Source organism: Thioclava sp. DLFJ4-1, from assembly GCF_002020145.1.
Lineage (GTDB): Bacteria > Pseudomonadota > Alphaproteobacteria > Rhodobacterales > Rhodobacteraceae > Thioclava > Thioclava sediminum.
In genome coordinates, this window is record NZ_MPZT01000001.1 from 435,993 (window position 1) to 448,156 (window position 12,164).

Below are 12,164 nucleotides of genomic sequence, written 5' to 3' on the forward strand. Positions count from 1 at the left end.
GCTCACCCCTGCGACAATAGGCTGAGCGGGTCGAAATCTTCGCCCTGCTCCTCGATCCACTGATCGATATTGGCTTCATCGGCAGCGGCGAAGGTCTCGGGGTTCCAGATCTCGAAGGTCTCCCCCACGCCGGAGAAATAGGCTTCCTTGTCGAGACCGATCTTCGTGCGCAAAGCCGCCGGGAGAACCAGGCGGCCATCGGGATCGACTTCGGTCGGGTGCGATTTGGACAAAACCATCCGCTGCAGGATCGTGCGCTGCTTAGAGCCGCGCGGCAGCGCCGCGATATCGGCGGCCAGCGCCTCGAAGGCGGCCTGCGTGTAGATCTGAAGCATTTTCTGGGTGTCGGCGCCGTAGACGATGACCATGCGGGGGCGATCTTTGTTCGGGCGCTCGGGGTCGCCCTCTTCCAGCTCACGACGAAACAGTGCGGGGATCGACACGCGACCCTTACTGTCCACCTTGAAGGTGTATTCGCCTATGAACATGCCCGCCAAAGCGCGCTCCTATCACCTGTCCCGCCGGGCGGGGCCCGAAATGAAAACAGCGGATTGGGCTGCTGCCACTGCCCAATCCGCCGCCCTCGTTCCCATTACTGGGTATGCCCGACTGCACGCGCCACCTGGGGGGATGGGGATATCTGCTCGCTCGCGCGCCGGATCTCTTTGTTTTCGTGAAGCGATGGCCTGTATGAAACCTGCATTTCGCCGTGAGGTCTTGGCGCCTCTATTTGTCTTCGCTTCCGATGAATTAGGGATGCCATGGGAATTCATGGCACGCAAGAAAAAAGTTGCCGAATACTGGGCGCATGTTGTTCGCGAAGAGACTCCATTACCAGGTGTTGTGCCGAAATAAGACCACATATAGCGCAGTCCTTGCGGTAATTTACTATATATGGTAGAAAAACCGGAGCCGTCAGAGCTTCCCGTAAAATCCCAAAAAATTTCACCCAATGCGGAACCTGTGGTTTTTGAGCCGCAATTTGAACCCGCGACACCACTGATTTCAGCGCTCACCACAGGGTGATTTTGCGCGAGGACGCGTGAAGCGCGCGTGATTCCGCCCAGTATAATGGCGAATCTCCGCTCACATGCCTTCTACGCTCCCGTGAAGTTCCATGAAAGGTGCCATGATTTCCCATAACGCCCCTGTGACCAGAAAAAAGGCGCCCGGATCGGGCGCCTTTCCAAATGTGACCTTGGTTCCGAGGTCAGATCAGATCGCGGTCGACCAGCCCCTGCGCAAGAGCGGCATAGCCCTCAGCCGCCGGCCCCTCGCCCGCCGCGACCGGGGTGCCCGCATCGCCGGCGAGCCGCACATCCAGATCGACCGGCAGCGCACCGAGGAAGGGCAGCCCCAGCGCCTTCGCTTCCGCAGCGACCCCGCCATGCCCGAAGAGATGTGCCTCGTGGCCGCAATTGGGGCACACATAAGAAGACATGTTCTCGACCAGCCCGTGGATCGGCGTTTTCAGCCGCTGGAACATGTCGATCGCCTTCTTCGCATCGAGCAGCGCAACATCCTGCGGGGTGGAGACGATGATCGCCCCGTCCAGCTCGGTTTTCTGGCACAGCGTGAGCTGCACATCCCCCGTCCCCGGCGGCAGATCGATCAAAAGCACGTCGAGCGGGCCGTATTCGTCCCATTTCACCTGGAACAGCATCTGCTGCATCGCCCCCATCAGCATCGGGCCACGCCAGATAACCGCCTCGCTCTCTTTTAGCATGAGACCGACCGACATCAGCGTGACGCCATGCGCCTGCAGCGGCAGGATCGTCTGGCCGTCCGGCGAGGCGGGTCGCTTGCTCGCGCCCATCATGCGCGGCAGCGAGGGACCATAGATATCCGCGTCGAGCAAACCGACCTTCTTGCCCGCGCGCGTCAGCGCCACGGCGAGGTTCGAGGCGACGGTGGATTTGCCTACGCCGCCCTTACCCGACCCCACGGCGATGATCTTCTTCACGCCCGGCACTTTTTGCGGACCTTGCTGGGGCTTGGGATGGCCGCCGATCGCGGGGCCGCGCTGTTGCGATTGCTGAGCGGCACCGCCAAGACCGCGCGGCGCGCCCGCGGGCACCACCACCGTCACGCTCGTCACCTCGGGAAGCGCCTTGATTGCCGCTTCCAGCGCGGGGCGCATCGCTTCCAGTTCGGGCTGCGGCGCGCCTTCGAGCACGAAGCGCACCACGCCGTCTTGCACCGCAAGCGCGCGCACGAGATCGCGGCTGATCGCGGTCCCGCCGCCCGGCACTTCTACCGATTGCAACGTCGCGAGAACCGTTTCCTTGCTCAGAGCCATGCAGATTCCTCCATTCCCGGGTCCGTCATCGGCCCGACTGCTCGTGATTTGGCCGGAACTGTGGCGTTTTTGCCGCGCAGTTCAAGTCGAGAACTGCCCAAATGGTCAGGAATCCCCCAAACGCCCCAAGGCAAGCGCACATATCTTGCGTCTGCGTCTCGAAAATGGGTCAGAATCATTCATGCATTTTCTGCATGGCGGCAATGAGGCTTCCCGGCATTGTGCAGTCGCAGCATTAGCGCCATCTTTAGCCCAACGACGGAACACGAAGTAACGAATTCGGGTCGACAAGCTGGAACCGGCAGCGGCCCTCGCAAGTAGATAGATGAGGCTGAAACGATGGCACTCGTACAAGACATCCAACTGAACGAAGGCGGCTTCGCCGCGCTGAAATCGAAACTGACCGAAGCCCTGGCCCGCCGCAAGGTGTATCGCCAGACGCTCAACGAACTGCGCTCGCTCAACAGCCGCGAGCTGAACGACCTCGGGCTGCACAGCTCGATGATCACCCGCGTGGCCTACGAGGCCGCATACGGCAAGTAATTCGCTTCCCGAGCCCCTCTCCTCCTCCCTGGGGCTCAGGACTGCGGCGGCGCTCTCTCTCCTCCTCCCTGAGAGCGCCGCCACACCAAACATACCGGCCCCAAGCGGCACGACGCCGCGATGCCGGATCCGAGCTGCCCGGATCTCTCTCTCCTCCTCCCTGAGAGATCCGCGCCGAGCAGGCGGCGATCTCTCTCCTCCTCCCTGAGGTCGCCGCCTATCACCGGCGGAAAGCTGCGACAGGCTGTCGCATGCTGCAGTGCAGCACTTGATATCCGGGCCGACAGGTCCAATGTGATACGAAAGGCCCTCTCCTCCTCCTTGGGCCGATCGTTTCGGCGGCACTCTCCTCCTCCTCCCTGAGGGTGCCGCCACAAAATACCGAGGGTCCTCTCCTCCTCCCTGGACCCGAGGGTGTGACGCCGCTTCCTCCTCCTCCCTGAAGCGGTGTCGACAGTGCCGAAGGGTCTCTCTCCTCCTCCCTGAGACCTGACGGCAGAAAAGAGACGGCGGCGCCCCTCCTCCTCCCTGGGCGCCGCCGTTTTCTTTTATTCTTTCCCAAGCTGATCTGTCGGAGGGGCTCCGCCCCGCATGCTTCGCGTGCCCCTGGGATATTTCTGCCAAGAAGAACGGCATTGCCCTCGCGCGCAGTGAACGGCAGGAAGGGCGCAAGGAGACCGAACCAATGCTGTCTTACCAACACGCCTATCACGCCGGAAATCTGGCCGATGTGCACAAGCACGCGCTGCTTGCGTCAGCGCTCGATTACCTGACGCGCAAGGACAAGCCTCTGAGCTATCTCGAAACCCATGCCGGGCGCGGGCTTTATGCGCTCGACGGGGCGGAGGCGGCGAAAACGGGAGAGGCAGCGGCCGGAATTACGCGGGTGGAAGGCCTGGGCTGGTTCGCCTCCGATCACCCTTATATGCGCGCGCTGGCCGCTGTGCGGGCGCAGCACGGCGCGCAGACCTATCCGGGTTCGCCTTTGGTGGCACAGGCGCTGTTGCGGCCGATGGACACGATTCAGCTATGTGAATTGCACCCGCAGGAGTTTTCCGCCCTGCGCACGGCCACGCGGCGAAGCGGCGCGGTCCTGCACAAGGCCGACGGGCGCGAGATGGCGCTGGCGCTGACACCTCCGACGCCACGTCGCGGGATGATGCTGATCGACCCGAGCTTCGAGGAGAAGGCCGACTACACGGCGATGCCGAAGCTGATCGGCCATATCGCGAAGAAATGGAATGTCGGCATCATCGCGCTTTGGTATCCGATGCTCGCCTCGGGCGCGCAGGAGGCAATGGTGCGCACTCTGCGCCGCGACTTCCCCGATGCGCTGAGCCATGAGGTTCGCTTTCCGCCCGCGCGTGAAGGCCACGGCATGATCGGCTCGGGGATGTTCATCGTGAACCCGCCCTGGGGTCTTGCGGGCGAGGCCGAGCGGTTGTCGGAGCTATTTGCCAGCCTTTGAAGCGAGGAAGGCCTCGAACGCTTCAAGCGTGCGCGACGAGACATGGTGCTCGATCCCTTCGGCGTCGATCTCCGCGACCTCTTCCGGCACGCCCACAGCGCGCAACAGGGCCAAGACGGTCCGGTGGCGTTCGCGCACCTGATCGGCCAGCGCCTCCCCCGTCTCCGTCAGGAACACCCCGCGATAGGGCCGCGACACGGCCAGCCCCTCGCGTTTGAGCCGGGCGACGGCTTTCGTCGCGGTCGGATGGGCCACCCCGAGTCGCGCCGCGATCTCGGTGATCCGCGCCTCGCCGAATTCCGCCGTCAGATCGGCGATCATCTCGACATAGTCTTCCAGAAGCGCGCGCGCCGCACGCTCTCGGGCCCGGTTGAACCCCTTGATCTGGGAGGGATCGGTCTCAGTCATTCGCCTGCCTTGACGGTCCTTGTCTCAATACCGGTCGGGGCCTTTCGGGCACCATTTCCGGAGCGGACCGGATAACCTGTCGCGCCCGATATGCCAAGCAAAGCTTCGCGCGGCGCCTGTTGTCCTGCCAACGAAAATTAGCCACTTGCTAATCTTGTAGCCGCGGCTACATTTCGCAGCAGCAGCATTGACGAGGACCCCCATGACTGAACTGACCCGCAAGGAAAACATGACGAGCCGCACCCGCACGGCGATGGAGGCCGTGCTGTCGGGCAACCGGCGCGGCGGGTATCTGTTGTTCTTCGGGCCAGCCGTCATCGCCTCGGTCGCCTATATGGACCCGGGCAATTACGCGACGAACATTCAGGCGGGCGCGGGCTATGGCTATGCGCTTTTGTGGGTCGTGCTGGGGGCGAACCTGATCGCGATGCTGTTTCAGGCGATCTCGGCGCGCGTGGGCATCGTCACCGGCAAGAACCTCGCAGAACTCTCGCGCGAGAATTTCTCGAAACCCGTGACGATCGCGATGTGGATCGTCTCGGAGATCGCGGCGATGGCGACCGATCTGGCGGAGTTTCTGGGCGGCGCATTGGGGCTTTCGCTCCTGTTCGGCTGGCCGCTAATCTGGGGGATGGGCGTCACCGCCGTCGTCACCTATGCGATCCTGATGTTCGAACGCGGCGGTTTCCGCCCGATGGAGATCGTGATCGGTGCGCTCGTGGCGCTGATCGGGGCGTGCTACCTCGCCGAGATGTTCGTGGCGCCCGTCGACTGGTCCGGGGCCGTGGCGGGGATGTTCGCGCCCTCAATGCCCGATGCGACGGCGCTGACGATTTCGGTGGGCATCATCGGTGCGACCGTGATGCCGCATGCGATTTTCCTCCATTCCGGCCTGACGCAGAACCGCGCCCTGACGCGTGATCCGGTGCAGAAGGCGCGGCTGGTGAAGTTCTCCAACCGCGAGGTGATCATCGCGCTCGCGATCGCGGGGATGGTCAATATGGCGATGGTGATCATGGCGGCCTCGGCATTCCATAGCGGCCATTCCGAAGTGGCCGAGATCGAGACCGCCTATCACACGCTGACGCCGCTCTTGGGCGGTTTCGCGGCCGCAGCCTTCCTGACCTCGCTGATCGCCTCGGGGGTTTCCTCGTCGGTCGTCGGCACGATGGCGGGGCAGATGATCATGCAAGGCTTCATCCGCCGTCGCATCCCGGTCTGGCTGCGCCGGGTCATCACGATGGCGCCCGCCTTCGTCGTCGTGTGGCTGGGGGTGAACACGACCGACGCGCTGGTGATGAGTCAGGTGGTGCTGTCGATCGCCCTGCCCGTCCCGATGGTCGCACTGCTGATCTTCGCACGGCGCAGCGACATCATGGGCAAATTCGCCCTGCGCGGGCCGCTTCTGTGGCTCGCGGTGCTGGGCGCGCTCATGGTGCTGGGGCTGAATTTCGTGCTGCTCTGGCAATCGGCCGGGCTGCCGGTGCCGGGTCTGGTAAGCTAAGGTTCAAGGTGCGAGGGGCCGGAGCCCCCATCGCTGCGCCCCCCATCGCCGCGATTGCAAGGCGCGCGCGGGCAGGCTAAACGAGCGCGCATGATGAACCGTCCCGCGCTCCCGCCCGAAATCGCCCGTCGCCGCACCTTCGCGATCATCTCGCACCCGGATGCGGGCAAGACCACCTTGACCGAGAAGTTCCTGCTTTTCGGCGGCGCCATTCAGATGGCGGGACAGGTGCGTGCCAAGGGCGAGGCGCGACGGACGCGTTCGGACTTCATGAAGATGGAACAGGATCGCGGGATTTCGGTATCGGCCTCGGCCATGTCCTTCGAGTATCGCGACTTCCGCTACAACCTCGTCGACACGCCCGGCCACTCGGATTTCTCGGAAGATACCTACCGGACGCTGACGGCGGTCGATGCGGCGATCATGGTGATCGACGGCGCGAAGGGCGTGGAAAGTCAGACCCGGAAGCTTTTCGAGGTCTGCCGTCTGCGCGACCTGCCGATCTTGACCTTCTGTAACAAGATGGACCGCGAGAGCCGGGATACGTTCGAGATCATCGACGAAATTCAGGAAAACCTCGCGATCGACGTGGCGCCTGCCAGCTGGCCGATCGGGATGGGCCGCGATTTCCTCGGCTGCTACGACATGCTGCACGACCGGCTGGAGCTGATGGATCGCGCCGATCGCAACAAGGTGGCGGAATCGATCAAGATCAGCGGGTTGGACGACCCGAAACTGGCCGAGCATGTGCCCGCCGACCAGCTCGAAAAGCTGAAAGAGGAAGTCGAGATGGCGCGCGAGTTGCTGCCCGCTTTCGATCGCCAGAGCTTCCTCGAGGGACACCTGACGCCGATCTGGTTCGGCTCGGCGATCAATAGCTTCGGCGTTAAGGAACTGATGGACGGGATCGGCGAATTCGGCCCCGAGCCGGAGGTCTTCAAATCCGCTGAGCGCGATGTGGCCCCCGAGGAGAAGAAAGTCGCGGGTTTCGTCTTCAAGGTGCAAGCGAACATGGACCCCAAGCACCGCGACCGCGTGGCCTTCGTACGCCTCGTCTCGGGTCATTTCACCCGCGGACAAAAGCTGCTGCATGTGCGCTCGAAAAAGCAGATGGCCGTGTCGAACCCGGTTCTGTTCCTTGCCGCCGACCGCGAACTGGCGGAAGAGGCCTGGGGCGGCGATATCATCGGTATTCCGAACCACGGCCAACTGCGCATCGGCGATGCGCTGACCGAGGGCGAGGCGCTGCGCTTCACCGGCATCCCGAGCTTTGCGCCGGAACTGCTGCAGTCGGTGCGCGCGACCGATCCGATGAAGGGCAAGCATCTGGAGAAGGCGCTGATGCAATTCGCCGAAGAGGGCGCTGCGAAAGTGTTCAAGCCCGCGATCGGCTCGGGCTTCATCGTGGGCGTCGTCGGCGCGCTGCAATTCGAGGTGCTGGCCAGCCGGATCGAGCAGGAATACGGCATCCCCGTGCGCTTCGAAGCCTCGCAATTCACCTCGGCCCGTTGGGTGTTGGGCGACAAAGCTGCGGTCGAGAAGCTGGTCAACGCCAACAAACAGCACATCTCCTATGATCACGACGGCGACGTGGTGTTCCTGACCCGCCTGCAATGGGACATCGACCGGGTCGAGCGCGACTATGAGGGCGTGACGCTGTCGGCGACCAAGGAAATGATGCAGTAAACGCTATGCAGGAACGATACCTCGGAGACAGTCACGACTTTGTCAAATACGCTATCCTGCGTAGTTTGCACGCAGAGTTCGGAGGTCCGCTTGGTCTGAACTGGTATCTAACCGATCCTCATAGCGTTGACGAAATCGGAAATGCCGATGGTGAAAAACGGCACCATTTCAATCAGCCGATTTGGAGACGCTGTGACGCCGATCTTCTGGAAAAACTTGAGAGGTTCCGGCTTCCTGAAGCTCGAAGCCTCAACGAGGCGGAAAGCGCGCAAATCGTTCCTGAAGATACAATATTCCACAACGATTTTGTTCCCGCTGAACCCGGCGCCAGACGGCGGTGGCATCAGGAAGCATTGTTGAAGCTGGAACCATGCCAGGTTGTTTTCGTCGACCCAGACAACGGGTTCGAAGTGAAATCCATGCGTCGGAAGACATCTCCCAAATACGCTTTGCACGAGGAAATTGACGATTATCGTGCTCGGGCCAAGATCACCGTATCCATCCAATTTGCTCGGCAGTGCAATCCGATCCAACGTGCAAGCGATCTGCGCGACCGCCGGTCGGAGAGATTCGTTGAAGATGGAAAACTTCCGGTTCTTCGCGCAAGATTGGCCCCAAATCTGTTGTTCCTCCTTGGCGCGCCCGCTGAATACCAACCCCGTTTGATCGGCGCGCTTGACAAGCTGGTTAAGCGATTGCCGGGAAAACTCGAATGGATCCCCGTTTAGGAGCGCGCGACATGACCACCCCCCTTCCCCCCGAACTCGTTTCGATCCTGTGCAACGAGGCCAGCGCGCCGGAAGACGTGCGCACGGTCGAGGCGCTGGTCGATCTGTGGCTGGCCGACAATGCCGAGGAGCCCGAGGGCGAGGAGTTCCCGTGGTCGGTGCTCTGTGTGTTCGAGCTGCGCGAATATCCCGAGGTGCTCTGGACCTTCATCCGCAAGGCGCTGACGGGGGCTACGACGATCTGGCAGGTGGTGATGCTCGCCGCCGGGCCGCTGGAGGATCTGGTGGCGGAACATGGCGCGGAGTTCATCGAGCGGATCGAGCGCGAGGCGCGCCATTCCGCGCGCTTCTGCTTTGCGCTGACGGGGGTCTGGCCGCAGGGCGAGGAAGACCCCACCCTTTGGGCGCGGATCGAGAAGGCGCGCGCGGCGGCGATGGATACCGGGCTCGATATGGGCGGGCCGCTGCCGCCGAAATGAGCGCAGGCGCATCGCGCGACAAGTAACGAAAATCACATCTCTGCGCCTGAGCTGTGCAGCAGCGCGCGCCGGACCTACCTCTGAGCAAGGAGGAGATCATGGCGCAGCTGTCTCGGATGTCCGGCAAGAGAATGGCGCGGTTCCTGCAAAAGCAGACGCGCTTCTACCAGCCCTTCGGCGTGATCCCGACCCGCGCGTTGCGCGCCACGCTACGTCCGGGCGATGTGCTGCTGGTCGAGGGCGACCGGCGGATCTCGGCGGCGATCAAGTATCTCACCCATTCCACATGGTCGCATGCGGCCTTCTATTCCGGTGGCCCGCCCGGCGGCGAGCTGATCGAGGCCGATCTTGAGGCGGGCGTGCGGATCGCGGGGCTCGCGGCCTATGCGCATCTCAACACCCGCATCTGCCGCCCCGTGGGGCTTGGGCATGATCGGCTGGAAGAGGTGATCGACTACATGCAGAGCGCCGTCGGGCGGCAATACGATCTGAAGAACGTGATCGACCTGGTGCGGTATCTTCTGCCGCGCCCGCCCGTGCCGCATCGGTTTCGGCGGCGGATGCTGGCTTTGGGATCAGGCGACCCGACGCGGGCGATTTGCTCGACCGTGATCGCCGAGGCGTTTCATTCGGTCCATTACCCGATCCTGCCCGATATCGAGATGGGCAGCGCCGACAGTCAGGGCGAGATCCTGCAAATCCGGCACTCGTCGCTGTTCACGCCGCGCGATTTCGATCTCTCGCCCTATTTCGATGTGATCAAGCCGACGCTGGAAGACGGGTTCGATTTTCGCAAATTGCCACTGGAGGAGTGACGCCGAGGGAAGGGAGCCTCCGGCGGGGATATTTATATCAAGAGGAAGCGAGGATGCGCCTTTCAGATAAGGCGCATCGCCTGCATCGTCACATCGCGAATGAGACGCCGCAGCCGCAGGAGCTGGATGCGTTCGGGTTCTCGATCACGAAGCGCGCGCCGATCAGTTCTTCGGTGAAGTCGATCGTGGCGTTCTCGAGGAAGGGCAGCGAGACCGGGTCGATCAGCACCTTCTGGCCCGCGCCTTCAAGCACGATGTCGTCGCCTGCAGGCGTCTCTTCGAGCTTGATATCATACTGAAAACCGGAACAGCCGCCGCCCTCGACGGCCACACGCAGCGCTTGCGGCGCTTCGCGACCTTCATTGATTTCCGCCAGACGCGCAAAGGCGCGCTCGGTCACTTTCGGAGGGAGTTGCATCGGATTGGCCTTCCTGACCCCACGGGGCCTGTATTTCCGTCACATCCGAGATATAGGAGGGCCGAAGCGTGCCGACAAGACGAGGTTTTACCAGTGCTCAAGCCCTATGCCTGCCAGCCCGGCGAGAGCCGCGGGCGGCTTCACCCCGAAAGCATGTCCACTTTCCGCTCGCCGTTCCAGCGCGATCGGGACCGGATCATCCACTCCTCAGCCTTCCGACGGCTCAAGCACAAGACGCAGGTTTTCGTCGAGCACGAGGGCGATTATTACCGCACGCGCCTGACCCATACGATCGAAGTGGCGCAGGTGGCGCGCACCATCGCGGGGACGCTGGGGCTGAACACCGATCTGGCCGAAGCAGTGGCGCTGGCGCATGATCTGGGCCATCCGCCCTTCGGGCATACCGGCGAGGACGCGCTGGCCGAGCTGATGAAGCCCTATGGGGGCTTCGATCACAATGCTCAGGCGCTGCGGATCGTGACAAAGCTGGAGAAGCATTACGCGGGCTTCGACGGGCTGAACCTGACCTGGGAGACCCTGGAAGGTATCGCCAAGCACAACGGGCCTGCGATTTCCGACAAGGGCGGCTCGCACAGCTTCCCGAGCCGCGAGGAGCTGCCCTATGCGCTGGCCGAGGTCGATGCGGCCTGGGATCTGGAGCTGGAGACCAATGCCAGCGCCGAGGCGCAGGTGGCGGCAGTCGCCGATGATGTGGCCTATAACCACCACGATCTGCACGATGGCCTGCGTGCGGGGCTCTTCGACGAGGATGACCTGTGCGAATTGCCGGTGATCGGGGCCTGTTTCGCCGAGGTGGACAAGCTGCATCCCGGTCTCGACCGCACGCGCCGCCAGCACGAGGCGCTGCGTCGGGTCTTCGGCGTGATGGTCGAAGACGTGATCGCGGTGGCCGAGAACCGGCTGACCTCGCTCGGGCCGCAATCGGTCGACGATATCCGGCAGATGGACGGGCCGATCATCCGCTTCTCTAAGCCGCTTTATCAAAGCCTCAAGGTGCTCAAGCAATTCCTGTTCGAGCGTATGTATCGTGCGCCCTCCGTCGTGGTGGAGCGCAAGCGCGTGACCGAAATGATCAACGCGCTCTTTCCGCTGTTCATGGAACGCCCGGAGCTTCTGCCCGAGGAATGGCAGGAGGAAGTCTCCCGCGCGCGCATCCTTGGCGGCGACTGCACCCGGCCCGAATCGAAGCAGGCGCTGGCGCGGGTCGTGCTCGATTACGTGGCCGGGATGACGGACCGTTTCGCCATTCAGGAATATGATAGGCTGGTGGGGCGCGGGCGCTGAGGCGGAACAACTGGCGTTCCGTCTCGTTGTCTCCGCGAATGCAACGCATAGGAGGGATTCATGATCCGCAAGCACGCATCGGCCCATTGGGAAGGCACCATCAAGGGCGGCAAAGGCACGATTTCGACCGAGAGCGGCGCGCTGAAGTCGCAGCCCTACGGTTTTAACACCCGGTTCGAGGATGAGCCCGGTTCGAATCCCGAGGAATTGATCGGCGCGGCTCACGCGTCCTGCTTCTCTATGGCGCTGTCGCTGCAGCTCGAGCAGGCAGGCGTCTCGGATGTCGTGATCGACACCAAGGCGGAAATCTCGCTCGACAAGGAGGGCGACGGCTTCGCGGTGAAGAAATCCGCACTGACCTCGACCGTGAAGGGCACAGGCGACGAAGATGCCATCCGCAAGGCGGCCGAGGGCGCCAAGGAAGGCTGCCCGATCTCGAAGCTTCTGAACTGCGAGATCACGCTGGACCTGACTATCAACTGATCCAGTCCTGATCAATCAAAGCAAAAGG

Annotated in this window: 14 protein-coding genes; 10 read left to right on the forward strand and 4 right to left on the reverse strand. The window is 62.8% G+C overall.

Annotated features, from left to right (window positions below; all coding sequences use genetic code 11):
* Positions 1 to 2: 2 nt before the first annotated feature.
* On the reverse strand, positions 3 to 488 hold the full coding sequence (gene mraZ, locus BMI85_RS02065; RefSeq protein ID WP_078520010.1) for a division/cell wall cluster transcriptional repressor MraZ: 486 nt from the start codon (positions 486 to 488) through the stop codon (positions 3 to 5).
* A gap of 202 nt (positions 489 to 690) precedes the next feature.
* Between mraZ and BMI85_RS21300 the strand changes: the two genes are divergently transcribed.
* Positions 691 to 855 (forward strand): hypothetical protein, encoded by a 165-nt coding sequence (locus tag BMI85_RS21300; protein WP_168174721.1) that lies wholly within the window; start codon positions 691 to 693, stop codon positions 853 to 855.
* Positions 856 to 1,210: 355 nt separating this feature from the next.
* On the opposite strand, the gene BMI85_RS02070 is transcribed toward BMI85_RS21300, so the two are convergent.
* Positions 1,211 to 2,299 (reverse strand): Mrp/NBP35 family ATP-binding protein, encoded by a 1,089-nt coding sequence (locus BMI85_RS02070; protein WP_078599340.1) that lies wholly within the window; start codon positions 2,297 to 2,299, stop codon positions 1,211 to 1,213.
* A 339-nt stretch (positions 2,300 to 2,638) separates the two neighbouring features.
* On the opposite strand from BMI85_RS02070, the gene BMI85_RS02075 reads away from it, so the two are divergent.
* Complete coding sequence (locus tag BMI85_RS02075; protein WP_078519474.1) at positions 2,639 to 2,842, forward strand: DUF1127 domain-containing protein; 204 nt, start codon at positions 2,639 to 2,641, stop codon at positions 2,840 to 2,842.
* A 685-nt stretch (positions 2,843 to 3,527) separates the two neighbouring features.
* Positions 3,528 to 4,310 carry a 23S rRNA (adenine(2030)-N(6))-methyltransferase RlmJ gene (gene rlmJ, locus BMI85_RS02080; RefSeq protein WP_078599341.1) on the forward strand — a complete coding sequence of 261 codons (783 nt, stop codon included), beginning with the start codon at positions 3,528 to 3,530 and terminating at the stop codon, positions 4,308 to 4,310.
* On the opposite strand, the gene mntR is transcribed toward rlmJ, so the two are convergent.
* The gene (gene mntR / locus BMI85_RS02085) at positions 4,293 to 4,718 is read right to left on the reverse strand and encodes a manganese-binding transcriptional regulator MntR (RefSeq protein WP_078599342.1); all 426 of its coding nucleotides are present in this window, start codon (positions 4,716 to 4,718) and stop codon (positions 4,293 to 4,295) included. The two genes, rlmJ and mntR, sit on opposite strands and share 18 nt — an antisense overlap.
* Before the next feature lie 202 nt (positions 4,719 to 4,920).
* On the opposite strand from mntR, the gene BMI85_RS02090 reads away from it, so the two are divergent.
* The 5 genes from BMI85_RS02090 to BMI85_RS02110 all read left to right on the forward strand — a co-directional run bounded on the left by BMI85_RS02090 (position 4,921) and on the right by BMI85_RS02110 (position 9,930).
* Positions 4,921 to 6,222, forward strand: coding sequence for an Nramp family divalent metal transporter (locus tag BMI85_RS02090; RefSeq protein WP_078546530.1), 1,302 nt, complete (start codon positions 4,921 to 4,923; stop codon positions 6,220 to 6,222).
* 90 nt (positions 6,223 to 6,312) lie between these two features.
* Positions 6,313 to 7,908 carry a peptide chain release factor 3 gene (locus tag BMI85_RS02095; RefSeq protein ID WP_078519478.1) on the forward strand — a complete coding sequence of 532 codons (1,596 nt, stop codon included), beginning with the start codon at positions 6,313 to 6,315 and terminating at the stop codon, positions 7,906 to 7,908.
* A 5-nt stretch (positions 7,909 to 7,913) separates the two neighbouring features.
* Complete coding sequence (locus BMI85_RS21000) at positions 7,914 to 8,636, forward strand: hypothetical protein (RefSeq protein ID WP_143594959.1); 723 nt, start codon at positions 7,914 to 7,916, stop codon at positions 8,634 to 8,636.
* A gap of 11 nt (positions 8,637 to 8,647) precedes the next feature.
* On the forward strand, positions 8,648 to 9,115 hold the full coding sequence (locus tag BMI85_RS02105; RefSeq protein ID WP_078599343.1) for a DUF6869 domain-containing protein: 468 nt from the start codon (positions 8,648 to 8,650) through the stop codon (positions 9,113 to 9,115).
* Between the two features lie 98 nt (positions 9,116 to 9,213).
* The gene (locus BMI85_RS02110; protein WP_078599344.1) at positions 9,214 to 9,930 is read left to right on the forward strand and encodes a lipo-like protein; all 717 of its coding nucleotides are present in this window, start codon (positions 9,214 to 9,216) and stop codon (positions 9,928 to 9,930) included.
* Positions 9,931 to 10,018: 88 nt separating this feature from the next.
* On the opposite strand, the gene BMI85_RS02115 is transcribed toward BMI85_RS02110, so the two are convergent.
* Positions 10,019 to 10,348 carry an iron-sulfur cluster assembly accessory protein gene (locus tag BMI85_RS02115; protein ID WP_078519481.1) on the reverse strand — a complete coding sequence of 110 codons (330 nt, stop codon included), beginning with the start codon at positions 10,346 to 10,348 and terminating at the stop codon, positions 10,019 to 10,021.
* A gap of 93 nt (positions 10,349 to 10,441) precedes the next feature.
* Between BMI85_RS02115 and BMI85_RS02120 the strand changes: the two genes are divergently transcribed.
* Together BMI85_RS02120 and BMI85_RS02125 are read left to right on the forward strand one after the other, a co-directional pair.
* Positions 10,442 to 11,653 carry a deoxyguanosinetriphosphate triphosphohydrolase gene (locus BMI85_RS02120; protein WP_075774417.1) on the forward strand — a complete coding sequence of 404 codons (1,212 nt, stop codon included), beginning with the start codon at positions 10,442 to 10,444 and terminating at the stop codon, positions 11,651 to 11,653.
* A gap of 60 nt (positions 11,654 to 11,713) precedes the next feature.
* The gene (locus tag BMI85_RS02125; protein WP_078599345.1) at positions 11,714 to 12,136 is read left to right on the forward strand and encodes an OsmC family protein; all 423 of its coding nucleotides are present in this window, start codon (positions 11,714 to 11,716) and stop codon (positions 12,134 to 12,136) included.
* Positions 12,137 to 12,164: the final 28 nt, after the last annotated feature.